The organism is Pseudonocardia sp. Cha107L01, from assembly GCF_052566575.1.
Genome location: NZ_CP199579.1, coordinates 924,225 through 949,117 on the forward strand (window position 1 = coordinate 924,225; position 24,893 = coordinate 949,117).

The window sequence follows — 24,893 nt, forward strand, 5'->3', positions numbered from 1 at the left end:
CGGCCACCTGACCTGCACCGTGTGCAGCTCGGTAACAACAGGCCGGCCCGCGGCTAGCCGGCGCCGAGCAGGTCGCGGCAGGCGTCCACCCCGCTCACCCTGGGTACCCACGCCGGGCGGTGCGCCTGGAAGTCGTCCCGGGTCAGCAACAGCCGGGTCTGGCGGCGCGCGCTGCCCCGGACAACCTCCGTCCGGCTGCCGTCCGCCCGGTAGCCGAGCCGGCGTGACACCGCGAGCGAGGCCGGGTTGTCGGTGAACGCCTCGGACCGGGCCAGCTCGGCACCCAGGTGGTCGAACGCCAACCCGAGCACCGCCGCGCGCATCTCGGTGCCGATGCCGCGCCCCTGGTACGCCATGCCCAGCCAGGACCCGGTGCTCACCTCCCTGGTCACCGCGAAGTCCACCCCGCGCAGGTGCTGACTGCCGACCACCCGACCGTCCAGCCGGACCAGGAAGGCCACCAGCCAGCTCTCCGGTCCCAGTTCGGCCCGGTTCCGCCAGTGGTACTGCAGCGTGCCCCGCCCCAGATAGCGCGGATCGGCGTCGGTCCAGGGCTCGTTGAACGGCATCTGCTCCGGCAGGTGCACGCCCCGGTAGGCCACCGCAACGAGTTCGGCGACGCCGGCGTCGTCGTCCGGGCGCAGCTCGAGGCGCGGTGTGCGCACGACGAGCCCCTGAAGCGGCCACGGGTCGGGATAGCTCCCGGTCGCGTCGGTGCCGGTCGCCTCGGTCCGGGCTGTGTCGTTCCCCATGCCGGTACAGGGTGCCGCACCACCGGCCACCGGCTCGACCGAGTTACGCCCCCCGGCGCCAGCCGCCCGGCGCCAGCCGCCCGTTGGGACTAGGTTTCCGCCATGCACGCGATCACGCTCCGCGAACCCGGTGGCCCTGAAGTCCTGGAGTGGACGGAGGTACCCGACCCCGAGCCGGGTCCGGGGGAGGTGCTGATCGACGTCGCGGCGAGCGGGGTGAACCGTGCGGACCTACTGCAGCGCCAGGGCTTCTACCCACCGCCGCCGGGTGCGTCGGAGATCATCGGCATGGAGTGCTCCGGCCGGGTCGCCGCGGTGGGCAGCGGAGTGTCGAGCTGGCAGCCGGGTGACGAGGTGTGCGCGCTGCTCGCCGGCGGCGGCTACGCGGAGAAGGTCGCGGTGCCGGCCGGGCACCTGCTGCCGGCGCCCCCGGGCTGGGACCTGGTCGACGCCGGCGGGCTGCCCGAGGTGGCCTGCACGGTGTGGTCGAACCTGGTCGGGGTGGCCGGGCTGCGGGCCGGCGAGCTGGTGCTGATCCAGGGTGGCACCGGTGGCATCGGCACCCACGCGATCCAGGTCGCCGCCGGACTGGGCGCCCGGGTGGCCGCCACGGCGGGCTCGCCGGAGCGCCTCGAGCGCTGCCGTGAGCTCGGCGCCGAGCTGGCCATCGACTACCACGACAAGGACATCGCCGACCAGCTGCGCGAGGCCACCGACGGGCGGGGCGCGGACGTCATCCTGGACAACATGGGCGCCTCCGCCCTTGCCGACAACATCGACCGGCTGGCCCCGGGCGGCCGGCTGGTGATCATCGGCCTGCAGGGCGGCACCAAGACCGAGCTGGACATCAACAAGATGCTGCGCAAGCGGGCCACCATCGCCGCGACGAACCTGCGCGGCCGGCCCACCGACGGCCCGGACGGCAAGGCGGCCATCGTCGCGGAGGTGCGCAGCGGGCTGTGGCCGCTGCTGGAGTCCGGCCGGGTCAAGCCGGTCGTGCACGCCAGGCTGCCGATGAACGAGGCCGGCGAGGCGCACCGGGTGCTCGGCGAGGGTGGCGTGATCGGCAAGCTCCTGCTGGTCAACCCGTCGTACCAGGGCTGAGCCGGCGCCGCTGACGCGGTCGTCGGAGGTGCCTTTGCTCTGCGTACATATGCGCAACAGCTGAGTTTGTTGCGTATACCTACGCAGAGCAAAAGGGGCCGGATCAGACCATCTCGTTGAGCGCCCGCGCGAGCTGGTCGATCTCCGAGCTCGTCGTGTAATGCGCCAGGCCGACCCGGACCACGCCGCCGACCTCGCCGCTGCCCAGGTGTTCGAGCACACCGTGGTCGCCCATGTCGGCCACCGCGCAGACGCCCCGGTCGGCCAGGTAGGCCGCCACGTCCTGGGCCTTGCGGCCGTCGTGGGTGAAGGACAGCGCCGGCACCCCGCCGGACGGGTTGCCGACGATGGTGATCCGGTGAACGAACTTGAGCTCGTAGATCAGCTTCTCCATCAGCTCGGACTGGTACTCGGCGACCGAGCGCATCGAGATGGCCAGCCGGTCCGCGCGCTCGCCCTGCGCCTCGTCGTCCAGCGTGGACAGGTAGTCGATCGAGGCGACCAGGCCGGCCAGCAGCGGGTAGCAGTGCGGGCCGACCTCGAGCCGCTCCGGGCCGGTGGCCAGCGGGTCGAGCGAGCAGGACGGCAGCCGCTCCAGCAACGACGGGTCGCGGAACACCAGCGCGCCGCACTGCGGGCCGCCCCACGCCGACGCGGACAGGACCAGCACGTCCGCGCCCAGCTCGTCGATCCGCAGCGGGCCGCAGGCCGCCGCCGCGTAACCGTCCACGACGACCAGCGCGTTGGCGCGGTGCGCCCGCTCGGCGATGCTGGCCACCGCCGGCCGGGTGCCAACGTGTTCCGAGCCTGCGGTCACGGCGACCAGCTTGACCGGGCCGTCGAGCAGCTCGTCGTACTGCCAGTCGGGCAGCTCGCAGGTCTCGATCTCGATCTCCGCCCAGCGCACCCCGATGCCCCGGGCGTCGGCGGCGCGTTGCCACGGGGCGATGTTGGCGACGTCGTCGAGGCGGGACAGCACGATCTGGTCGCCCAGCTGCCAGCTCGGCGCCAGCGCTTCGGCCAGCCGGCTGAGCAGCACTTCCCGGCCCGGACCCAGCACCACACCACGCGGGTCAGCGCCCACCAGGTCGGCGGCCGCCTGCCTGGCGGCGTCCTCGATGACCTCGGCGCGTTGCGACGCGGGGAACGCCTCGCCCGGCGGTGAGATGGGCGCGCGCACGGCTGTACCCATGGTCAGCGCGACCTGTTCGGGGCACTGGGCACCGGTCGGGGCATCGAGGTGCACCCACCCGTCACCGATCGCGGGAGTGAGTCCGCGCACCCGCGCCACGTCAAAGGGCATCATCATACGGTAACGGCACCCACAAGTTGATCGTCGACTGATCGGGTGTCGGCGGATTTTCCACCCGATCCCCCGATTCGACCGGGCATCCGGGAAGGGCCAGGATGGACCCATGAGCGAGCCTTCGGAGCAGCCCGAGAACAACGAACAGCAAGTGGTGGTCATCGGCCCGGACGGCTCGCCGGTCGGCATGGCCCGGGTCCCGGGCAGCGGTTCCGGGGAGTCGGAGCCGAGCCGCTCGGGCGGCGTCATGGACATGGTCGAGCAGCCGGCCAAGGTCATGCGGATCGGGACCATGATCAAACAGCTGCTCGAGGAGGTCCGCGCGGCGCCGCTGGACGAAGCGTCCCGGTCCCGGCTGCGCGAGATCCACGAGAACTCGATCAAGGAGCTGGAGCAGGGCCTTGCCCCCGAGCTGCGCGACGAGCTGCACCGGCTGAGCCTGCCGTTCTCCGACGACAGCATCCCCTCGGACTCCGAGCTGCGGATCGCCCAGGCACAGCTGGTCGGTTGGCTGGAGGGTGTCTTCCACGGCATCCAGACCGCGCTGTTCGCCCAGCAGATGGCGGCCCGCCAGCAGCTGGAGCAGATGCGCAAGGGCCTGCCGCCGGGCATCGGCGGCCAGCAGATGCCCGAGGGCATGGGCGGCGGCCAGACCGGGCAATACCTGTAACCGACGGGACGGGTGGGCCGGTGGCGATCGGCCAACCGGTACCGTGGGTCACCATGTCCAGCACCGTCCGCATCGACTCGGCCGAGTCGCCCGCCACGCCGTCCGCTCCGTCCCGGAGCTGGCAGCGCGCGTTCGGTGACCTGCGCCAAGGATGGGCGCAACGGTCGCTGTGGGGCTACCTGGGCTGGCAGGACATCAAGCAGCGGTACCGCCGCTCGGTGCTCGGTCCGCTGTGGATCAGCATCAGCATGGGCGTGCTGGCCACCGGGCTCGGCATCCTCTACGCCGCCCTGTTCAACAGCCAGATCCAGCAGTTCCTGCCCTACGTCGCCACCGGCCTGCTGATCTGGAACTTCATCTCCGGCTGCATCCTGGAGGGCAGCGAGGTCTTCATCACCAACGAGGGCCTGATCAAGTTCCTGCCCGCGCCGCTGAGCCTGCACGTGTTCCGGCTGATCTGGCGGCAGACGCTGTTCTTCCTGCACAACGTGGTGATCTGGCTGATCCTGATCCTGCTGTTCCCGCAGCCGATCAGCTGGACCCTGTTGCTCGCGGTCCCGGCGTTCCTGCTGCTGATAGTCAACGGCTTCTGGATCGCCATCCTGACCGGCATCGTCGCCACCCGGTTCCGGGACATCCCACCGATCGTCGCCAGCGTGGTGCAGCTGGTCTTCTACATGACCCCGATCGTCTGGGACTACGCCACGCTGGCCAAGAACCCGAACCCGCACGTCGCGGAGCGGGCCCGGCTGGCCGAGCTGAACCCGGTGATGCACTTCCTGGAGATCATCCGCGAGCCGATGCTCGGTGAGCCCATCGTCTGGCGGCACTGGGCGGTCGCCGGGGCGATTACCGTGCTCGGGTGGGCGGCGGCCCTGCTCGTTCTGCGCAACTACCGATCCCGCGTCGCGTACTGGGTGTGAGTGAGTAGCGAATGGTCAGCATCGACATCCAGCACGCCTTCGTCGACTTCCCGATCTTCGACGCGAAGACCCGGTCGCTGAAGAAGGCCGTGCTCGGCAGGGCCGGCGGGAAGATCGGCACCGAGAGCAGGGTGCCGATCATCGAGGCACTGCACGACATCAACCTGTCGCTGCACCAGGGCGCCCGGGTCGGCCTGGTCGGGCACAACGGCGCCGGCAAGTCCACCCTGCTGCGGCTGATGTCCGGCATCTACGAACCCACCCGGGGCAGCGCGCGGATCTCCGGCAAGGTCGCGCCGGTGTTCGACCTCGGCGTCGGCATGGACCCGGAGATCTCCGGGTTCGAGAACATCATGGTGCGCGGGCTGTTCCTCGGCATGACCCGCAAGCAGATGCAGGCCCGCGTCGACGACATCGCCGAGTTCACCGAGCTCGGTGACTACCTGGCCATGCCGCTGCGCACCTACTCGACCGGCATGCGGGTCCGCCTCGCACTCGGCGTGGTGACCAGCATCGACCCGGAGATCCTGCTGCTGGACGAGGGCATCGGCTCGGTCGACGCGGAGTTCCTCGCCAAGGCCCGGAACCGGCTCAACGCCCTGGTGGAACGCTCCGGGATGCTGGTGTTCGCCTCGCACTCCGACGAGTTCCTGGTGGACCTGTGCGACACCGCCATCTGGATGGACCACGGTCGGGTCAAGGCGCACGGCCCGCTGCGCGACGTGCTCAACCGCTACAAGGGCCGCGACGTCGTCGCCGAGCTCGCGGAGCGCACATGACCGCCCCACTCGCACCGGACTCGGTGGTCGCCGTGGTGGTCACCCGGCACCGGTCCGCGCTCCTGGTCGATTCACTGGCCGCGATGGCCAAGCAGACCCACCCGGTCACGCACCTGGTGGTGGTGGACAACGGCCCGGACCAGCCGGCCCGTGACGTGGTCGAGGCCTGCGGGCTACCGGTCACCTACCTGCAGTCCTGGCACAACCTCGGCGGCGCCGGCGGCTTCGCGCTGGGCATGCTGCACGCCCTGGCACTGGGCGCCGAGTGGGTCTGGCTGGGCGACGACGACGGCCGGGCCGCTGACGAGCACGTGCTGGCCACGCTGCTCGACATCGCCAAACGCCGCGAGCTGGCCGTGGTCTCGCCGGTGGTGGCCGACCAGGCCGACCCGGAGACACTGGCGTTCCCGCTGCGCCGGGGCCTGCGCTGGCACCGGGGGCGCGACGCGCTGGTGGGCCCGGACAACGACGAGCTGCTGCCGGGCATCGCATCGTTCTTCAACGGCGCCCTGTTCCGCGCCTCGACGCTGGACGTGGTCGGGGTGCCCGACCTGCGCCTGTTCGTCCGGGGCGACGAGGTGGAGATGCACCGGCGGGTGGTCCGCTCCGGGCTGCCGTTCGGCACGTGCCTGCGCGCCGCGTACGTGCACCCCAACGGCTCCGACGAGTTCAAGCCGATGCTGGGCGGCCGGTTGCACGCCCAGGACCCGGAGGACCCGGTCAAGCGGTACTACACCTACCGCAACCGCGGCTACCTGTTCGGCCAGCGCGGGATGCGGCTGATCGGCGCACTGGAGCTGGCCCGGTTCGGCTGGTACTTCCTGATCTCCAAGCGGGACCCGGCCGGCTTCCGCGAGTGGCTGCGGCTGGTCCGTCTCGGGCGCCGCGAGCAGTTCCACCGCGCCCCCTGAGCCGACCCGGAGCCCCGGGAACCGTCCCGACAGCCGAACGATCACCAATGTTCAGGCCGAATGCCTCTGCTGGTCGGCGGGGATGCCGACAATCTCCAGGCGAGACGACATCCCCGACACCGGCCAGGAGCGCGATGTTCGTTCGTCGTATCGCTGTCATCGGCACCGGGTACGTGGGCCTGACCACGGGTGCCTGCCTCGCCTCGCTCGGCCACCGGGTGGTGTGTGCCGACATCGACGCGGAGAAGATCGCCCGGTTGCGTGACGGTGACGTCACCATCCTGGAACCGGGGCTGAGTGAGCTGGTCGCGGAGGGGGTGGCGGCGGGGCGGTTGAGTTTCGTGGTCGGTGCCCGTGACGCTGTCGCGCCGGTCGGTGCTGCTCCGGACGGCGGCTCTCTCAACGGCACTGACGACCCGGTCGAGGTGGTGTTCCTGTGTGTGCCCACCCCGATGGGCGAGGGTGGTGCCGCTGATCTGGCCGCCGTCGAGGCCGTCGCGCAGGAGGTGCGTGACCTGTTGCCGCGCGGGTGCGTGGTGGTGAACAAGTCCACCGTGCCGGTCGGCACCGCGGCGCGGACCAAGCAGCTGCTGGGGCGCCGGGACATCGCGGTGGTGTCCAACCCGGAGTTCCTGCGTGAGGGCAGCGCGGTGCACGACTTCCTCAACCCGGACCGGATCGTGGTGGGCTGTGAGCAGCAGGACGCCGCGGAGCGGGTCGCCGCGCTGTACTCCCGGCTCGGTGCGCCGACGCTGCTGACCGACGCGGCCAGCGCGGAGATGGTCAAGTACGCGGCGAACTGTTTCCTGGCGATGAAGCTGTCGTATGTGAACGCGATGGCCGAGCTGTGCGAGCGGCTCGGCGCCGACGTGCACGAGGTCACCGAGGGCATGGGCTACGACAAGCGGATCGGGCAGTCGTTCCTCAAGCCCGGCCCGGGCTGGGGTGGGTCGTGTCTGCCGAAGGACACCCACGCGCTGATGCAGATCTCCGACGCCGCCGGTTTCGACTTCCCGCTGCTCACCGCGTCGCTGGAGACGAACCAGCGGCAGAGCGGGCGGATGGTGGACAAGATCCGCGGTGCGGTCGGCGGCTGCCTGGCGGACAAGCGGATCGGGTTGCTCGGGTTGACCTTCAAGGCCGGAACCGACGACCTGCGCGACTCCCCGGCGCTCGCGGTGGCCGCCGACCTGCTCGCCGAGGGCGCCGAGCTGACCGGGTTCGACCCCGGCTGCCCCGCCCCGGTGCCCGGGTTCACCGACGGCATCGCGGTCACCGACAACGCGATGACCGCCGCGAAGGACGCCGACGCGATCGTGGTGCTCACCGAATGGCCGGAGTTCCGGGCATTGGACTGGCCGGCGCTGGCCCGGGTCGCGGCCACCCGCACCGTGGTCGACACCCGCAACCTGCTCGACCCCGACGTCCTACGCCGCGCCGGCTTCTCCTGGGTCGGCGTCGGCTGCCGCTGACCAAACCCGTGAGCGGCGAGCTGGGCCATCACCCAACTCGCCACTCACGGGCTCGGCACAGGGTCCGGTCCCGGGGGCGGGAGGCGGAAGACGACGGTGCGCAGCACCAGGAAGTTGATGCAGGTCGCCGTGGCCTGCGCGAGCAGCCAGCAGATCGTGGTCTTCAGCGACATGTCCGGGATGAGCTTCAACGCCACCGCGTTGACCCCGACGTTGACGAAGAACGTGGTGCCGTAGAGCAGCAGGAACCCGGTGAACCGGCTCGCGCCCCGCACGGTCGGCGCGTTGAAGGTGAAGCGCCGGTTCAGCAGGTACGCCGTGGTGGTGCCGCAGATGAAACTGATCGCCTTGGCCAGGCTGGCGTGCAGGTCGAGATGCAGCAGCGCCTGGTAGAGGCCGTAGTCGACCACCGCCGACATGCAACCGACCAGCACGAACCGGCTGAGCTGGCGCACCAGCCTGGACCGGGGGTCCATACTGGGTGCCGTAGCCGGGCTCACATCCACCACATCAGGGTAGGCGAGGGCGTCCATCCCGGGGCGTCCGACCCCGGTGTCCACCGGGAACGTCAGACCCGTGCCCGGACGGGGTGACGCCGATCGGTAGCCTGAGCGGCGATGTCACCGCAGCCCAGCGAGCCGAGCACCAGCGTTCCCGGTAGCGCCCAACAGCAGCGCCTCACCGGGTTCGGCCGGACCGCGCCCACCACCGCGCTGGTGGCGCCGATCACCGCCGAGTCCGAGGTGTTGGACGCGCTGCGCTCCCCCGGTCCCCGGGGCATCACCGCCCGCGGCCTCGGCAGCTCCTACGGTGACCCGGCCCAGAACGCCGGCGGCCTGGTGCTCGACATGACCGGGCTGAACCGGATCCATGCGATCGACTCGGATGCCTGCGTCGCGCGGGTGGACGCCGGCGTGTCACTGGACACCCTGATGCGCGCCGCGCTGCCGTTCGGGCTGTGGGTACCGGTGCTGCCGGGCACCCGCCAGGTCACCATCGGCGGTGCGATCGCCTCCGACATCCACGGCAAGAACCACCACAGCGCGGGCAGCTTCGGCAACCACGTGCTGTCCATCGACCTCGCCACCGCCGACGGCACCGTGCACACGCTGACCCCGGACGGGCCCCGGGCCGAGCTGTTCTGGGCGACCGTGGGCGGCATGGGGCTCACCGGCATCACGCTGCGCGCCACGATCGCGCTCAAGCGGTGCGAGTCGGCGTACTTCGTGGTCGACACCGACCGCACCGCCGACCTGGACGAGCTGATGGCGCTGCTCACCGACGGCTCGGACGACCGGTACGACTACTCGGCGGCCTGGTTCGACACCACGACGACCGGTGCCGCACTCGGCCGCGCGGTGCTCACGCGGGGCTCGCTGGCCCGGCGCGAGGAACTGCCGGCCAAGCTGCGGGGCAACCCGCTGCGGTTCGACGCACCGCAACTGCTGCGCTTCCCCGACGTGTTCCCCAACGGGCTGGCGAACCCGAGGACGCTGCGCGCGTTCAGCGAGCTCTGGTACCGCAAGGCACCGAAGCGCCAACGCGACGCGGTACAGAACATCACCGCCTTCTACCAGGCCCTGGACGTCTTCGCGGACTGGAACCGGGTCTACGGCAAGCGCGGTTTCCTGCAGTACCAGTTCATCGTCCCGTTCGGCGCGGAGACGGTGTTCCGGCGGATCGTGGAGACCATCGCCTCCTCGGGCCACTCCTCCGGGCTGAACGTGCTCAAGCGGTTCGGCGCGGGCAATCGGGCGCCGCTGTCCTTCCCCGCCCCGGGCTGGACGATCTGCGTGGACTTCCCGATCGCTGCAGGTCTCGCCGAGCTGTGCAACGAGCTGGACGCGATGGTCCTGGACGCCGGCGGGCGGCACTACCTGGCGAAGGAGTCGCGCACCTCGCCGGCGGCGATCCGGCGCGGTTACCCCCGTCTCGACGAGTGGCGCAAGGTCCGCGCCGCCGCCGACCCGGACGGGGTGTTCACCTCCGATATGGCACGACGGCTGGAGCTGGTCTGAGTGATCTCCCGATGATCGACGCGGTAGGTAGTCCGCAGTCCGTGCTACTGCTCGGCGGCACGTCCGAGATCGGGCTGGCCATCGTGCGCCGGCTCGCCGGTGGCCGCCCGATCCGGGTGATCCTGGCCGGGCGCGCGTCCACCCGGCTGGACGAGGCGGTCGCCGGGCTGGAGCAGGGCGGCTGCGCGGTACAGACGCTGGACTTCTCCGCGACCGACACCGGGACGCACGCCGAGGTGGTGGCCAAGGCGTTCGCCGGCGGTGACGTCGATGTGGCGGTGGTCGCGTTCGGGCTGCTCGGGGATGCCGAGGCGGCCTGGCAGGACGTCGACACCGCCGTCGAGCTGGCCACCGTCAACTACACGGCGGCAGTCTCCGTCGGCGTGGCGCTGGCCGGTCAGTTCCGCTCGCAGGGGCACGGCGCGATCGTGGCGTTGTCCTCGGTGGCCGGCGAGCGGGTCCGGCGGTCCAACTTCGTGTACGGCTCCTCGAAGGCCGGCATGGACGGGTTCTACCTCGGGCTGGGCGAGGCGCTGCGGCCGTCCGGGGTGCGGGTCACCGTGGTCCGCCCCGGCTTCGTGAAGACCAGGATGACCGCCGGTATGCCCGCCGCCCCGCTCTCGGTGACCGCCGACGACGTCGCCGACGTGGTGGCCGCCGCGGTGCGCAACCGACGTGAGCTGGTCTGGGCGCCGTCGCCGCTGCGCGCGGTGATGAGCGTGCTCCGGCACGTCCCGCGCCCGATCTTCCGCCGCCTACCCCTCTAGCAGCAGCTCGCACACAGGGCCTGTACGCCGCACAGAGGCTGGGACCTCTGTGCGGCGTGCACCCGGTCTGTGCGGCCCGCTCTCGCGCGCCTCAGCCTCGGATGGCGGGATGCGGGTCGGCGCTGTGCGAGCGGTCCCGGGGGACGCTGATGGTCTGCGCCAGCGGGGCCGCCATGCCCAGCAGCAGCTTGTCCAGGCGGTCCAGCGAGTTGATGGTGCGGCGCAGGTGCAGCACCTCGATCCGGTCCGGCTCGCCACCGCCGTTGTTCGACGCGGCCAGCGCATGCACGTCCACGGTCGGGGCCAGTGCCGGCCCGCTGACCAGCTTCGCCGTCGCCGGTGGCGTACCGGTCGCGGCGAGCAGCACCTCGGTGTTGGCGATGATCCGGTCCAGCGTGCGGGCGGCGGAGGGCAGCCCGGCGAGCGCACCGGGCTCGGCCGCGCGGGCCAGGTTTCGCGCGGCCAGCGAGGACTCCTCGGTCAGCGTCAGCAGCCGGGTGGCGTGCCCCCGGCGCACCCGGGACGGGCTCAACCGGTGCAGCATCGGCGCGATCGCGGTGCGCACGTCGGTCGCGGCGCGGTCCACCTCACGGGTCGCCGCGATCACCGAGACCCGGTCCGCGTGCACCAGCAGCCGCTCGGCGTCCACCAGCTCCCGGTTCAGCGCGCCGAAGTAGTCGTGCAGCTCGGTGAGCACGGTGGACCGGGTGCGCATCGGCAGCACCAGCATCGCGGCGATCACCGAACCGGTCACCCCGATCGCCGTCTCCTCCAACCGCAGCAGCAGCAGGTCCGGGGTGAACGTGCCCAGGATGTCGTAGAGCATCCCGAGCATGACCGTGATGAAGAACGTCATCGTCGCGTAGGAGACCCGCAGCGAGTAGAACGCCAGGAAGATGCACACCAGCAGCAGCACGATGTTGACCGGGATGTTGCCGGCCAGCAGGGTGGCCAGCACGGTGCCGGCGATGATGCCGAGCAGCGTGCCCCAGAGCCGCCGCCAGCCCTTGACCAGCAGGTCGCCTCGGGAAGTGGTGCCGGCGAACACGATGAAGCCGGCGATCACCGCCCAGTACCAGCGTTGGTCGGAGAGCAGCTCGCCACCGATGATCGCCAGTGCGCCACCGATCGAGGCCTGGATGGCGCTGCGGGTGGACGAGGCCAGCTCGTGGTGGTGCGGCGGTTCCGGCTCCCGGTCGGCGTCAGCGAGGTCGTCGTCGGCGTCGAACCCGCCCTCGGCGTCCTCCAACGTCGGCTCGCGCTCGGAGACCTCGCCGGCCTTGCGGGGCACCTGCGGTTCGGTCTGCACCCGCACCGTGGTCTGGCGCATCTGCACGATGGCCAGCAGCATCTCCCGGATCGCCCGGCGCACCAGCAGCGTGTGGTGTGCCGGGTCGGTGGCCAACCGGCCCGGGTCGCCCTGGATGTCGTAGCGCGCGATGCGCAGCAGCAGCTCGTCGGTGTCCAGGGTGAGCGCGGCGGTCGGGTCGCGGTCCACGAAGCGGTGCAGCCCGCGCATGTCCTCGGCGAGGTCGGCGCGGGTGGCCTCGTCGAGGTCGTCGCCGAGCGCGCGCACCGTCGTGCGGGCCAGCCGGTCGGCGGAGAGCTCGGCGTCCACCAGCTGGCGCTGCCACTGCGGGTCCAGCCCGAGCAGGTCCGCGCGGTCCTCGATCTGCAGTGTGGTCTCGTGCATCCGGGTGGCCTGGCGGGCGACGCCACGCGGCAGCTCGTCGGACTCCGGCAGCGGGTCGCCCTCGTCGAGCAGCTTGACCAGCTCCTCGACCAGCCGGGCCACCTGCGCCCGGATCGACCCGGTGGTGCGCCGCAGCACGCTCGCCGGGGTCTCCCGGAACACCAGCAGCGCCATGACCGCGCAGCTCGACGCCCCGATCGCGACCCCCAGGTACATGGCGGGCAGGTCGGTGACCTTGGCCTTCAGGAACATCGCGAAGAAGAACGCCATGAACGTGCCCATGCCGAGGCTGGACCCGAGCTGGTCGAACCTGCGCAGATAGACCGCGATGAACATGACCACGACGAAGGCGGCGTCGCCGGCGAACGCGTACGGCGAGAGCAGCGTGGCCACCGTCAGTGAGGCGGCCATCGCCGGCGCGAAGAGCAGGATGTTCACCGCGCGCTGGCCGGTCGTGCCGGTACGCATCGACGTGGAGCAGACCATCGCGGCGACCGCCCCGAGGAGCAGCGCCGTCGACGGCACCCGCGCCGCGCCCAGCACCAGCACGGCCAGGATGACGGACAGCACCGCCTGGGAGGCGTAACGGAACCGGGTCAGCCCGTGATCGGAGGCGAAGAACCGGTCGGCGAGAGAGGCGAACCAACGGACGATCACCTCGCGACGATAGCCCGCCGGTCGCGGTGCCCGATCCGCAAAAACCCGCAACTCGGACGGCGGAATCCACCGACTCGCGCAAGGATTCGGGAGTGACTGGAACATCGGTGCTGAACCTGACCCCGGACGAGCTGCTGACCACCACGCGCTCGGTGCGCAAGCGGCTGGACCTGAACCGCCCGGTGCCGCTGGAGTTGATCAAAGAGTGCCTGGAGATCGCACTGCAGGCGCCCAGCGGGTCCAACCGGCAGGGCTGGCACTTCATGGTGGTCACCGACGCCGAGGAGCGCGCCGCGATCGGTGAGTACTACCGGCGCTCGTTCGCCGACTACGCCAAGTCCAGGGGGTTCGCCGGCGCGCTGCACGCCGACGACCCGAACCGCGCCGCCGTGCAGCAGCGGGTCGGCGACAGTGCCTCCTACCTCGGCGAGGTGATGGGCCAGGTGCCGGTGCTGCTGATCCCGTGCATCGAGACCGGGTCGGCGGAGCTGCCGGCGGAGAACCAGTCCGGGCTGTGGGGCTCGGTGCTGCCGGCGGCGTGGAGCTACATGCTGGCCGCCAGGGCGCGCGGCCTCGGCTCCGCGTGGACCACGCTGCACCTGAGCTTCGAGCGCGAGGTCGCCGAACTGCTCGGCATCCCGGAGACCGTCCGGCAGGCCGCCCTGCTGCCCACCGCGTACTTCACCGGCGAGACGTTCAAGCCGGCGGCGCGCCAACCGCTTTCGGAGGTACTGCACGTGAACCGCTGGTAAGCCGGCTTGAACGTCTCAGCACCCGCCGGCTCGGCTCCTCCACCAGGCTGTAGAGCAGGTGCGCGATGCCGAACGCGGCGAGGAACACCACCGGGGTCAGCACCGTGCCGAGCGGCCCGTCCGCGTGGAACGCCGGGATCCGCTCCATCACCGCCCAGAACACCTCGAACAGCGGCACGTGCACCAGGTACAGGCTGTAGGAGATCCGCCCGCCGTGCACCGCCCACCGGGTGGACAGCAGCCGGTCCACGCCGACCCGGGACCCCCCGGCCAGCGACAGCGCGCCGACCAGCAGCGGGAACAGCACCAGCACCACACCGCCGCGCTCGGTGCCCTCCGGGGCGACGCCGAGCCAGGCGCCGAACCACAACCCGCCCAGCACGGCGGCCAACAGCAGCCAGCTCAGCCAGGACGCGATCCGGCGCACCCGGTCGGTACGCACGATGTCCCGCACGACCAGGTAGATCAGCACCCCGGCGGTGAACCCGGTCAGGATCCGGGCCGCCCAGCTGAACGGGAAGTACGGGCTGCCGGTGCGCAGGCACAGAATCGACTCCGGTGCCATCAGCAGCACCGCCAGGCCGGCCAACAGCCAGCGCGGCCAGCGGCGCAGCCGGAAGAACAGCAGGGCGCTCGCCGGGAACAGCACGTAGGCCAACCACTCGGCGCTGATCGACCAGGCCGGCCCGACGAACGAGGCGCCGTCGTGCCACGGCCGCAGCCAGATCTGCACCATGCCCAGCTGCTGCAGCCACGAGCTCACGGTCAGCGTCGGCTGCACGTTCTGGTACGCCGGCGTGGCGTCGGACAACCGCACCATCTTGATCGCCAGGTAGGCCCCGAACAGCGTGGTGACCAGCGCGTACACCGGCCAGATCCGGCACACCCTGGCCCAGAGGAACTTGCCGGCGACCCGCCAGCGCCACCGGGGGCCGAGCTTGCCGAGGTAGGTGAACGCGATCACGAACCCACTGAGCACGTAGAACAGGTCTACGCCCATCGCGCCGGTGGTGACCGCCGGGTAGATCGGCGCCAGCACCTTCTCCAGCAACTTCCCCTGGGTGAACTCGAAGTGGAACAACACCACCCAGGCCGCCGCGAACAGCCGCAGCCCGGTCAGTGCGCGGATCTCGCCCGGGTCAGCGCCCAGCGAGGTCGGCGGCGCCGGCGCGGGGCGCGGCAACGTACCGGTCGCCGGCCCCGCCTCCGAAAGCTCGGTCTGATCTCCCGTGTCCGCCACGCTCAGCCGTGGTACACCCGGGTCCACTGCTCCGGACCGGTGAGTTCAGGCAACGCATCCTGGTAGGCCCGGCGCAGCCGAGGGAACTCCCTGGCCAGCCGCAGGTGGTTGCCGACCGCCGTGCCCAGCAGCTTCCAGAACACCCTCGGGTCCCGCTTGCGGTACGCAACGCCGCGGCCGTCCGAGGTGCCCACGGTCGCCCCGTCCAGGCGGGCCAGCAGGAACCAGCGGGCGTCCTGTGCGGCGACGTTGAGCTGCGGGCGCTTGTGGTGCTCCGGCTGCACCGGCACCACGTTGTGGATCAGGCCGCTGATCAGCGTGACGCCGATGGTGATCGGGTTCGTCGGCGGCTTGAGGAAGCGGCTCGCCCGCACCCGGTCCATCGACGGCAGCGGCAGGTCCTTCGCCGACGCCAGGACGCGGCCGTCGTCGAACTCCGAACGCTTCTTGCGCACCTCACCGAGCGCCACCGGCAGCTGGTCGAACAGCGCCGCCGGCCCCTCAGCGAAGTCGTGCATGGCCAGTTCCTGCAGGGCCACCGTGGAGTACTCCAGCGACATCAGGTGCTTCAGCGTGCTCTTCAGGCTGTGCCGGAACATCGCGCCGCCGTGCCGGTACGGGCTGTGCAGCGCCGCGACCACGAGCCGGTTGCGCAGGTGGAAGTAGGCCTGCCAGTCGGTGGCGTCGTCCTTGTCCGACCAGGGCATGTGCCAGATGGCCACGCCGGGCAGGCTCGCCGTCGGGTGCCCGGCCTTCTGCGCCCGCAGCCCGTACTCGGCGTCGTCCCACTTGATGAACAGCGGCAGCGGCAGGCCCAGCTTCTCCGCGATGACCCGCGGGATCAGGCACATCCACCAGCCGTTGTAGTCCACGTCGATGCGCCGGTGCAGCTTGACCGACTTGGTGGCGTGCCGCAGCGGGTACTTGGCGAAGTCGTGGTCGTAGGTGACGTTCGGCGCGGCCTGCCACATGAACTTGTGCCGGTCGACGACCTCACCCATCGAGTGCAGGTGGCTGCGGGCCTGCAGGTTCAGCATCTGGCCACCGACGATCATCGGGTACTCGGCGAACCGGGAGAACGCGATCGCGCGCAGCACCGAGTCCGGCTCGATCACGATGTCGTCGTCCATCAGCAGGATCTGCTCGCAGTCCGTGCTGGTCAGCGCCTCGTGCATGCCCCGGGAGAAACCACCGGAGCCACCCAGGTTGGGCTGGTCGTGGATCCGCAGCCGGTCGCCAAGCACCTCGGCGGCGGGGCCGAAACCGCCCGCGTCCTTAATCTTCTGGTTGCCCTGGTCGGCGACGATGACGGCGCCGATCCCGTCCCGGACCAGCTTGTCCTCGCCGAGCGCGGCGAGCGCGGCGACGCAGTCGTCCGGCCGGTTGTAGGTGCAGATGCCGATGGCCACGTTGGCCTGGCCAGGCGCGTCCACCGGCGCGTACCAGCTGGCCTCGAGCAGGGTGACCGGCTCGTCGTCGGTGGTCAGGTCGAACCAGTACCAGCCGCCGTCCTCGAACGGCTGCAGGTCCAGCAGGAACCGGCCCTGGTGCACCCCACTGCCGGGGGCGGCGGCGCGGCCACCGAGCACCGTGCCGCGCACGTGGATCTGGCTGCCGTCGGCCTTCGACCGGTAGATGTCGATCCGGCACTCGGCGTCCACGGCCAGGCGCAGCTCGACGCTCTCCAGGGTCGTCCAGCGCCGCCAGTAGCTGGCCGGGAACGCGTTGAAGTAGCTGGCGAAGCTGATCTCGGACTGGGCCGGCAGCCGCAGCCGGGTACGGCTGTCCGCCGCCGCCCGCTTGCGGTTGCCCTCGTCCTCGTCCAGATACAGCGCACGTACGTCCAGCGGGTCGCCGGCGCGGGGCAGGATCACCCGCTGCAGCAGCGTGCCCGGGCCGTCCCAGACCACCTCGGCGGCGGCCGGCGCCGGCTCGGCGGCCGGCGTCCCGGCAGCCGAGGTGCTCCCGGTGCGCTTGCCGGCCGTCTTGGTTGCGGTCTTGGAGGAGGCGCCCCGGCGGGTGGTCCCGTTCGGGGTGCTGGGCACCGCACTGGTCTGCGTGGCCAGTTCCGTCATCTGTAGGTCAGTCCTCTGCGTTGGTGGCTGCGTTGGCGTCCGAGCCGTCGAGTGCATGGCCGTCGGTGAAGTAGGGAGCGATCCGGTTGTCGAACATGGACAGCGCGGAACCGATCGCCATGTGCATGTCGAGGTACTGGTAGGTACCCAGTCGGCCGCCGAACAGAACCTTGCGGTTCGCGGTCTCCTTGCGGGCCAGCTCGCGGTAGCGCTCCAGCTTGACCCGGTCCTCGGCGGTGTTGATCGGGTAGTACGGCTCGTCACCGGACTCGGCGAACCGCGAGTACTCCCGCACGATCACGGTTTTGTCGGTCGGGTAGTCCCGCTCGGGGTGGAAGTGCCGGAACTCGTGGATCCGGGTGTACGGCACGTCCGCGTCGTTGTAGTTCATCACCGGGGTGCCCTGGAAGTCACCGGTGTCGGTGAGGACCTCCTGCTCGAAGTCCAGGGTGCGCCAGCCGAGCTCGCCCTCGGCGTAGTCGAAGTAGCGGTCCAGTGGCCCGGTGTAGATGACCGGCACGTCCGGCAGCTGGTCGCGGACCTCGAAGTAGTCGGTGTCCACCCGCACCTCGACACCCGGGGTCGCGGCCATCTTCTCCAGCCACGCGGTGTAGCCGTCGACCGGCAGACCCTCGAAACTGTCGTTGAAGTACCGGTTGTTGAACGTGTAGCGCACCGGCAGCCGGGTGATGATCGACGCGTCCAGCTCGGTCGGGTCGGTCTGCCACTGCTTGGCGGTGTAACCCTTCACGAACGCCTCGTACAGCGGGCGCCCGATCAGCGAGATCGCCTTCTCCTCGAGGTTCTTCGCGTCCGCGGTGTCGACCTCGCTGGCCTGCTCGGCGATCAGCGCCCTGGCCTCGTCCGGCGTGTGTGAGCGGCCGAAGAACGAGTTGATCAGCGCCAGGTTCATCGGGAAGGCGTAGACCTGGTCGGCCACCTTGGCGAACACCCGGTGCTGGTAGCTGGTGAACGCGGTGAACCGGTTGACGTACTCCCACACCCGCTTGTTCGACGTGTGGAACAGGTGCGCCCCGTAGCGGTGGATCTCGATGCCGGTCTCCGGCTCGGGCTCGGAGTAGGCGTTGCCGCCCAGGTGCGACCGCCGCTCGAGCACCAGGACCCGTTTGCCCAGCTCGGCGGCCGCCCGCTCGGCCACGGTCAGCCCGAAGAACCCGGACCCGACCACCACCAGGTCGACATCCGAGACACGGTCCGGACTGCTGGCTGGCTCGCTCACTGGGCCGCTGGTTCGCTCACTCACGACAACCGAGGGTAGTGGCGGGCGGTCCCGGTCCCGAAGTCGGCACCGACCGCCCACCGACTGTCGGACACAGGACAGCGCCCGGCAGCCGGGTGTCGGCCACCGTTGGTGACCGCCCGGCGCTACTTGGCCACGCCGGCCGGCGGCGGGGCAGCCGGCGGCTGGGCTGCCGGCGGTGGGGCGGCCGGGGCTGGCGGCGGCTGGGCAGCCGGCGGTGGGGCGGCCTTGGCGGGGGGCGCCGGGGTGGCCGGGGCTGGGGCGGCCTTGGCGGGGGCCGCCGGGGTGGCCGGGGTGACCGTCGCCGGCTGGACCGGGGCCGCGCTGACCGGCGCGGGGCCCGTCGCCGGTCTGGCCGGTGCCGGATCCGGCTCGGCCGTCCGTTCGGCGGCGTCCATCATCCGGATCCTGTCCAGGTCCACCTTGTAGATCCGCACCGAGCCGTCCACATGGGCCAGGATCAGGCCGGGGGTGTCGTCGAGGCGGTCCAGCCCGGGCACCGTTGTCATGAAGCCGCCACCGGTCCAGTTGCCCGGTGCTCCGGACGCCCCGATGATCGGCGCCCGCGAGTCCACGTAGACCCAGGCGATGTTCAGCTGCAGCACCAGGTGCCGGATGTACGGGTCGACGTCGAGGTAGCGGAAGCCGCGCATGAGGTCGTAGGTGTACGGGAAGTCGGGCACCCCGAGCGTGCTGATGTTGACCACCGGCAAGTTGTCGTGCACGTAGAGGTAGGTCGAGCCGTCGTTCGGGCTGTTCATGATCCGTTGGCCCGGCTCGACCCGGGGCTTCAGCCAGTCCGCCGCCGCCCTGTCCTCGGCATCCACCCGCATCAGCTGCGGCTGCGACCAGCGCTGGGCCAGTGCCTCGGAGGTGGTCTGCAGGTAGCGGCCGGTCGGCCCGGCCAGGTAGCCGAACATCATCAGCAGCAGCGCCAGCACCCCGAACGCGCCGACCAGCCGGGGGCGCGGCGGGCTGAACCTGGCCAGCGCGCCCGGCAACCGCACCGCCCGGGCCGCCATCATCAGCGCGATGAGCAGCCCGAAGACACCGAGGCCGGCCAGCGCCGGGGCGAACAGCGCCACATGCGTCTGCACCCGGCCGGCACTGTTGTAGAAGAAGCCGAGGATCGGGGCGGTGATTCCGGTGGGGTTGCGGTAGGCCAGCAGGGTGATCACCACCCAGGTCACCCAGGCCGCCACCAGCGGCAGTGCCCTGGCGAACACCAGCGTGGTGCCCACGCCGACGACGAGCAGCAGGGTCGGCCACACCTGCACCATGGACCTGAGGTCGAACATGCCGCCGTACATCAGCGGCAGCACCGAGCCCAGCGCGCGCACGATCGGCACGTGCGGACTGTCCGGCGGGAACGCCTCGATCCGGCCACTCACCGCGAGCGCGCCCCGCAGCACCGGCAGCGCGACCAGTCCGCCCGCCGCCAGCAGCAGGACCAGCACCGACCACTGCGCGCGCAGCATGGCCCGGCCGTCCCGGCTGCACAGCAGCGCCAACCAGCAGACCAGCACGCTCAGGCCGACGGACAACCCGGAGCTGGGGTGCACCGTGACGATCCCGGCGCAGGCCACCCCGATGCCCAGCGCGGTACCCCACGCCTTCGGCCGCACCAGCAGGATCGCCGCCAGCACCCCGGGCACCAGCACCAGCGCGCTGGCGTTCGGCAGCAGCCCGTTGTCCCTGGCCAGCTGCGCTCCGGGGCGGAACAGCCCGGCGGCGATCACCGACGTGACACCGGCGCCCAACGCCATCCAGCCGGCGTCGGCCCGCAGCCAGCGCACCGCCACCGCGCCCAGCGCCGCCGCACTCGTGGTCCACGCCGCGCCGGCCACCATCGCGATGGCCCCGTTCATGCCGACCACCGGGTCGCCGAACACGGAGCCGATGGTCGCCGCGAGCAGGTGGAACCCGTCCGGGTAGTAGACGGTCCGGCCGCCGGTCAGCACGTCTGCCGGCATGATCTGCCACGGCGCGCCCCGCCCGGTGCGCTCGATGTAGGCGGTGAGTACCGAGTGCAGGATCGGGTCGTGGTCCTGGTTGTAGGTGCTCCAGGTGCCGAACCCCTGGTACCAGGCGCGCAGCACGAACCCGGCGCCGAGGAGCACCAGTACGGCACCGGCCAGCTGGGCGAACCGCCCGGTCAGCGTGCCGAGCGGCGGCAGCAGCGGGCGGGCGGTCGGCTCGGGCAGCGTGGCCGGGGGGCCACCGAACCGCCAGCCCGCCGGCACCCAGCGCCGCGAACCGAGGCGGCGCACGTTCCGGCCGACCCGACCGCGTCCGATCGGTCCCGGACCGGCCGCCACCCGCCGCGCCAGTGCGCCGAGGCCCAGTCCCCGGCCGAGCAGCAGCCAGCCGAGCAGACCGCCGACCACGGCCAGCAACACGGTGCCGACCAGCAGTGTCTTCGGTTCGAATGGCACCCCGAGCACCGCGCAACCGCACGCGGTGAGCAGCGCGACGCCCACCGAGGCGGCCGGCGTTGCGCCCAGCAACACCACGCCCTGGCGCACCCCGAGCGCGAGCAGCAACACCAGGCCGGGCCCGTAGACGGTGGCGGCGGCGACAAGAACCACGCCTAGACCGGTGACCTCCCTCGCCTCCTCCTCGCCCGTTCCCAACCTCCGCCGAAGAGTAAACCGAACGATGCCGAGTACCCGATCAGCCCGGCTGCGTAGTTACCCAATTGGCGCCGGGCGGCGGGTTGAGCAGCGGCCGCCGCTCTACGGGCGGGGCGTCAGGGACGGCCGCGGTGGCGGGCCATCGCGGTGAGCGCGCGCACCACCCGCTGCTCGACCACCTCCATCGACTCGCCGACGTGGCGGTGCAGCGCGGTGAGTGCCTCGGCGAGGCGGCCGGCCAACGTCAGCTCGAGGATCTCCAGGTGCTCGGCGATGGTGAGCTCGATCCGGTCGGCGGTGAGGAAGTCGTACATCCGGACCGGCCGGATCCGCGCGTTCACCGTCTCCAGCGCGGCCGCCAGCACCGGGTTGCCGGCCGCCCGGCACAGCGTGAGGTGGAAGTCCTCGTCGAGCAGCACGAACCGGGGGTCCGGCGCCGGCGGCTCGGCGGCCAGCGCCCGCCAGGCCTGCAGCAGCGTGTCCAACGCCGCCGGGTCGTGCCGCACGGCGTCCGGCTCCATGGCCCTGGCCAGCCCGCGCAGCTCGATGGTCACCCGCAGCTCGTAGAGGTCGCGCAGCTCGGTCAGGTCCGGCAGCACCGGGTAGTAGCCGCTGTCCTGGCGCACCAGCAGCCCGTCGGCCGCCAGCCGGATCAACGCCTCCCGCACCGGTGTCCGGGACACCCCGAGCTCGGCGGCGAGCCGCTCCTCACCGAGCCGGTCCTGCGCGCCGAACTCGCCCATCATCAGCCGTCCGCGCAGGTCCTCGTACACCTGCTCCCGCAGTGAGGTGGACCGCGCCCGGCCACCGCCCCGATCCGCGCCGTCCGTATACAGCGACGTATCCATGGCTTGGACGTTAACGAGCCGGTGTTACGGACAGGTGAAACGACAGCATGATCGTCAGACGATCCGGCAACGGGCTCGTTACCGGAGACGCCTAGTGCCGAAACCGACGGTTCTTACCGTGACTGGCATGGATACAGCTGCGTATACAGCGCCGGACACCGAGGGCGGCACCCGATGACCGCGGTCACCAACAGTCCCGCCGCCACCGAGGCCCACGGGCTGACCTCGGAGTTCGAGCACGAACCCGTGCCCGCCACGCACCGGCGGTCCTGGCTGTCGGTGGCGGCGGTGTGGTTCGGCTTCCCGATGATCCTGACCAACGCGGTGTTCGGCGGTGTGATCGTCTACGGGCTCGGCCTGGTCCGGGGGCTGCTCGCGATCCTGGTCGGCAACCTGGTGCTGATGCTCTACGTCGGCCTGCTCAGCCACCTTGCCGGTTCGACCGGGCGCAACTTCGCCATCGTCGCCAAGTCCACCTTCGGCAGCCGGGGCTACGCGATCGCCTCCGGATTCCTGTCCACCATCGTGATCGGCTGGTTCGCCTTCCAGACCGGGCTCACCGGGGCCACCCTGCACAGCACACTGGGCTGGAACGAGCCGGGCACCATCCTGCTCGCCGGAGTGCTGTACATCGCGGTCACCTTCGTCGGGATCCGCGCGCTGGCCATCCTCGGCGCGGTGGCCGCCCCGCTGTTCATCGTGCTCGCCGCCGTGGCGATCGGATTCGTCGCCTCGCAGCGGGGTCTCGGTGGCGTGCTCGGGTACGGCGGACACCCGGGAGCGACCGTACTGAGCATCGGCGCCGCGGTGACGATGACCGTCGCCGGGTTCGCCGACTCCGGCACCATGACCGCCGACTTCACCCGCTGGTCGCGCTCCGGACGGCACGCGGTCGGCGCGAGCGCCACGGCGTTCCCGCTGGCCAACTTCGTCTCGATGGCGGTCGGCGGGGTGATCGTGGCGGCCGGCGCGGCCACCGACCCGGACAAGAACGGCGGCGACTTCCTGGGCATCCTGGTCGGGCACCACCCGCTGCTCACCGCGCTCGCTGTCGTCTTCGTGTTCATCAACCTGGGCTCGGTGTGCACCCACTGCCTGTACAACGGGGCGGTCGGCTGGAGCCACATCACCGCGAGCAAGATGCGGCTGCTCACCGTCATCCTCGGCATCATCGGAGTGGTGGCCGCGGTGGCCGGGGTGTGGACGCTGTTCGCCGACTGGCTGAACATCCTGGGCGTGTTCGTACCGCCGATCGGCGCGGTACTGATCACCGACCAGGTGCTGCTGCGCCGCCGCACCGAGCACCGCGCGACCGCCACGTTCCGGCCGACCGCGTTCGCCGCGTGGGCGATCGGCGCGGTGGTGGCCGCGGTCGTGCACTTCACCGCCCCGCAGTACGCCGAGGCCATCGCCGGCATCGTGGCCGCGACACTCGCCTACCTGGTCATCACACGGTTCGCCGGCAGTTCCACCGGCGCCGCTACCGCCGTCCCCGATACCGACTCGGTGCCGGCCGGGGAGACCACCCGATGAGCTCGCCGGACGAGATCTGCCAGCTGTCCGCCACCGAGCTGGTGCACAACATCCGGCAGGGGGAGCTGTCCCCGATGGAGGTGACCGAGGCGGTACTGGCCCGGCAGGAGCGCCTCGACCCGCTGCTGCACGCCTTCTGCACGCCCACCCCGGAGCTGGCCAGGGAGCAGGCGCGCCAGGTCGGCGAGAAACTCGCCCGGGGTGAAACGGTCGGCCCGCTGGCCGGCGTACCGGTCGGCGTGAAGGACCTGATCGCGACCAAGGGCATCCGCACCGCCATGGGCTCGCCGGCCTACCGGGACTTCGTGCCCGACGAGGACGACGTGGCCGTGGAACGGATCCTCGCGGCGGACGCGGTCATCCTGGGCAAGACCAACGTGCCGGAGCTTGGCTACAGCGGGGTGGGCCACAGCCCGATCTCGGCGACCACCCGGAACCCGTGGAACACGGACATGACCTCGGGCGGCTCCAGTGCGGGCTCCGGCGCGGCGGTGGCCAGCGGCATCGGCCCGGTCGCGCTGGGCAGCGACGGCGGCGGCTCGGTGCGCATCCCGGCGGCGCACTGCGGCATCTACGGGTTCAAGGGCTCAATGGGCCGGATCCCGCTGTACCCCGGCTGCCGGGACGAGCGGTACCCCGGCGTCTCCAGCTGGGAGAGCCTGGAGCACCTCGGGCCGATGACCCGGACCGTGGCCGATGCGGCGCTGATGATGTCGGTGCTGGCCGGCCCGGACCCCCGGGACCGGCACTCGCTGCCGGCCGGGGACGTGGACTGGTTGGGTTCGGTGGCCGAGGCGCGGTCGGACGGCCTGAGCGGGTTGCGGGTCGCGTTCAGCCCGGACCTCGGTTACCTGGCCGTGGACCCGGAGGTCCGGGAGATTGCGGCCAGGGCGGCGGCGGTGTTCGAGAAGGACCTGGGCTGCGTCGTCGAGCAGGCCGACCCGGGCTGGGAGAACCCGTTCGACAGCTTCTGGGGTCTGGTCGTCGCGGACACCGACCTGGCCGGCATGCGCGCGATGGTCGACGAGCACGGCGCCGAGATGTCGCCGCACCTGGTGGAACTGGTGCGCCGGCCGTGGACGGCGGCGGAACTGACCACGGCGGGGATGGTCCGCAAGGCGGTGAACAACCGGATGTGGCGGTTCATGGCCGACTACGACCTGTTCCTGACCCCGACGCTGGCGGTACCGCCGTTCCCGGTGCACATGCAGGGGCCGGAGATTATCGACGGGCGTTTTGTGCCGGCCACCTCGTGGTTGGGGTTCACCTACCCGATCAACATGACCGGCCAGCCGGCGGCGACCGTGCCGGCCGGCTTCACCTCGTCCGGCCTGCCGGTCGGCCTGCAGATCATCGGGCGGCACCTGGCTGACGGTGCCGTGCTGGGCGCCTCCGCCGCGTTCGAGGCGGCCGCGCCGTGGGCGCATCTCTGGCCCGCGCTGGACTGACCGGGGACCCGCGGACGCGCCCGAGTCACTCCCTCGACCTGGGAACCCGGG

General features: G+C 71.3%; 20 protein-coding genes. 11 read left to right on the top strand and 9 right to left on the bottom strand.

Annotated features, from left to right (window positions below; all coding sequences use genetic code 11):
* Positions 1–53: 53 nt before the first annotated feature.
* On the bottom strand, positions 54–752 hold the full coding sequence (locus tag ACTXG6_RS04380) for a GNAT family N-acetyltransferase (RefSeq protein WP_445186472.1): 699 nt from the start codon (positions 750–752) through the stop codon (positions 54–56).
* 102 nt (positions 753–854) lie between these two features.
* Between ACTXG6_RS04380 and ACTXG6_RS04385 the strand changes: the two genes are divergently transcribed.
* Positions 855–1,856: an NAD(P)H-quinone oxidoreductase gene (locus tag ACTXG6_RS04385; RefSeq protein WP_445186473.1), complete on the top strand. Its 1,002-nt coding sequence runs from the start codon at positions 855–857 to the stop codon at positions 1,854–1,856.
* A gap of 103 nt (positions 1,857–1,959) precedes the next feature.
* Here ACTXG6_RS04385 and ACTXG6_RS04390 read toward each other — a convergent pair whose 3' ends face one another.
* Positions 1,960–3,159, bottom strand: coding sequence for an aminotransferase class V-fold PLP-dependent enzyme (locus tag ACTXG6_RS04390; protein WP_445186474.1), 1,200 nt, complete (start codon positions 3,157–3,159; stop codon positions 1,960–1,962).
* Positions 3,160–3,271: 112 nt separating this feature from the next.
* Between ACTXG6_RS04390 and ACTXG6_RS04395 the strand changes: the two genes are divergently transcribed.
* The 5 genes from ACTXG6_RS04395 to ACTXG6_RS04415 all read left to right on the top strand — a co-directional run bounded on the left by ACTXG6_RS04395 (position 3,272) and on the right by ACTXG6_RS04415 (position 7,917).
* A complete protein-coding gene (locus ACTXG6_RS04395; RefSeq protein WP_445186475.1) occupies positions 3,272–3,832 on the top strand; it encodes a bacterial proteasome activator family protein in 561 nt (186 codons plus the stop codon).
* A 53-nt stretch (positions 3,833–3,885) separates the two neighbouring features.
* Complete coding sequence (wzm, locus tag ACTXG6_RS04400; RefSeq protein ID WP_445186476.1) at positions 3,886–4,755, top strand: galactan export ABC transporter permease subunit Wzm/RfbD; 870 nt, start codon at positions 3,886–3,888, stop codon at positions 4,753–4,755.
* Between the two features lie 11 nt (positions 4,756–4,766).
* Positions 4,767–5,534, top strand: coding sequence for a galactan export ABC transporter ATP-binding subunit Wzt/RfbE (gene wzt, locus ACTXG6_RS04405; RefSeq protein ID WP_445186477.1), 768 nt, complete (start codon positions 4,767–4,769; stop codon positions 5,532–5,534).
* Positions 5,531–6,445: a galactofuranosyltransferase GlfT1 gene (gene glfT1, locus ACTXG6_RS04410; RefSeq protein WP_445186478.1), complete on the top strand. Its 915-nt coding sequence runs from the start codon at positions 5,531–5,533 to the stop codon at positions 6,443–6,445. The genes wzt and glfT1 overlap by 4 nt, the downstream gene beginning before the upstream one ends.
* A gap of 134 nt (positions 6,446–6,579) precedes the next feature.
* A complete protein-coding gene (locus ACTXG6_RS04415; protein WP_445186479.1) occupies positions 6,580–7,917 on the top strand; it encodes a UDP-glucose dehydrogenase family protein in 1,338 nt (445 codons plus the stop codon).
* A gap of 44 nt (positions 7,918–7,961) precedes the next feature.
* On the opposite strand, the gene ACTXG6_RS04420 is transcribed toward ACTXG6_RS04415, so the two are convergent.
* Positions 7,962–8,477 (bottom strand): GtrA family protein, encoded by a 516-nt coding sequence (locus ACTXG6_RS04420; protein ID WP_445186480.1) that lies wholly within the window; start codon positions 8,475–8,477, stop codon positions 7,962–7,964.
* Positions 8,478–8,534: 57 nt separating this feature from the next.
* Here ACTXG6_RS04420 and ACTXG6_RS04425 point away from each other — a divergent pair, with 57 nt between their 5' ends.
* Positions 8,535–9,935, top strand: coding sequence for an FAD-binding protein (locus ACTXG6_RS04425; RefSeq protein ID WP_445186481.1), 1,401 nt, complete (start codon positions 8,535–8,537; stop codon positions 9,933–9,935).
* 11 nt (positions 9,936–9,946) lie between these two features.
* Positions 9,947–10,702, top strand: coding sequence for a decaprenylphospho-beta-D-erythro-pentofuranosid-2-ulose 2-reductase (locus ACTXG6_RS04430; protein ID WP_445186482.1), 756 nt, complete (start codon positions 9,947–9,949; stop codon positions 10,700–10,702).
* Positions 10,703–10,793: 91 nt separating this feature from the next.
* On the opposite strand, the gene ACTXG6_RS04435 is transcribed toward ACTXG6_RS04430, so the two are convergent.
* Positions 10,794–13,052 carry an FUSC family protein gene (locus ACTXG6_RS04435; RefSeq protein ID WP_445186483.1) on the bottom strand — a complete coding sequence of 753 codons (2,259 nt, stop codon included), beginning with the start codon at positions 13,050–13,052 and terminating at the stop codon, positions 10,794–10,796.
* Positions 13,053–13,168: 116 nt separating this feature from the next.
* Here ACTXG6_RS04435 and ACTXG6_RS04440 point away from each other — a divergent pair, with 116 nt between their 5' ends.
* Positions 13,169–13,804, top strand: a complete 636-nt coding sequence (locus ACTXG6_RS04440; protein WP_445189909.1) for a nitroreductase family protein — start codon at positions 13,169–13,171, stop codon at positions 13,802–13,804.
* Here ACTXG6_RS04440 and ACTXG6_RS04445 read toward each other — a convergent pair.
* The 5 genes from ACTXG6_RS04445 to ACTXG6_RS04465 form a co-directional block, all read right to left on the bottom strand.
* A complete protein-coding gene (locus ACTXG6_RS04445; protein ID WP_445186484.1) occupies positions 13,749–14,987 on the bottom strand; it encodes an acyltransferase family protein in 1,239 nt (412 codons plus the stop codon). The genes ACTXG6_RS04440 and ACTXG6_RS04445 overlap by 56 nt on opposite strands.
* 59 nt (positions 14,988–15,046) lie before the next feature.
* On the bottom strand, positions 15,047–17,119 hold the full coding sequence (locus tag ACTXG6_RS04450; RefSeq protein WP_445186485.1) for a glycosyltransferase: 2,073 nt from the start codon (positions 17,117–17,119) through the stop codon (positions 15,047–15,049).
* Positions 17,120–17,126: 7 nt separating this feature from the next.
* Complete coding sequence (gene glf / locus ACTXG6_RS04455; protein ID WP_445186486.1) at positions 17,127–18,359, bottom strand: UDP-galactopyranose mutase; 1,233 nt, start codon at positions 18,357–18,359, stop codon at positions 17,127–17,129.
* Between the two features lie 146 nt (positions 18,360–18,505).
* Positions 18,506–20,968, bottom strand: coding sequence for a DUF6541 family protein (locus tag ACTXG6_RS04460; protein ID WP_445186487.1), 2,463 nt, complete (start codon positions 20,966–20,968; stop codon positions 18,506–18,508).
* A 161-nt stretch (positions 20,969–21,129) separates the two neighbouring features.
* Positions 21,130–21,861, bottom strand: coding sequence for a GntR family transcriptional regulator (locus tag ACTXG6_RS04465; RefSeq protein WP_445186488.1), 732 nt, complete (start codon positions 21,859–21,861; stop codon positions 21,130–21,132).
* 174 nt (positions 21,862–22,035) lie between these two features.
* On the opposite strand from ACTXG6_RS04465, the gene ACTXG6_RS04470 reads away from it, so the two are divergent.
* Positions 22,036–23,394 carry a cytosine permease gene (locus tag ACTXG6_RS04470; protein ID WP_445186489.1) on the top strand — a complete coding sequence of 453 codons (1,359 nt, stop codon included), beginning with the start codon at positions 22,036–22,038 and terminating at the stop codon, positions 23,392–23,394.
* Positions 23,391–24,842, top strand: a complete 1,452-nt coding sequence (locus ACTXG6_RS04475; RefSeq protein ID WP_445186490.1) for an amidase — start codon at positions 23,391–23,393, stop codon at positions 24,840–24,842. The genes ACTXG6_RS04470 and ACTXG6_RS04475 overlap by 4 nt, the downstream gene beginning before the upstream one ends.
* Positions 24,843–24,893 lie beyond the last annotated feature (51 nt).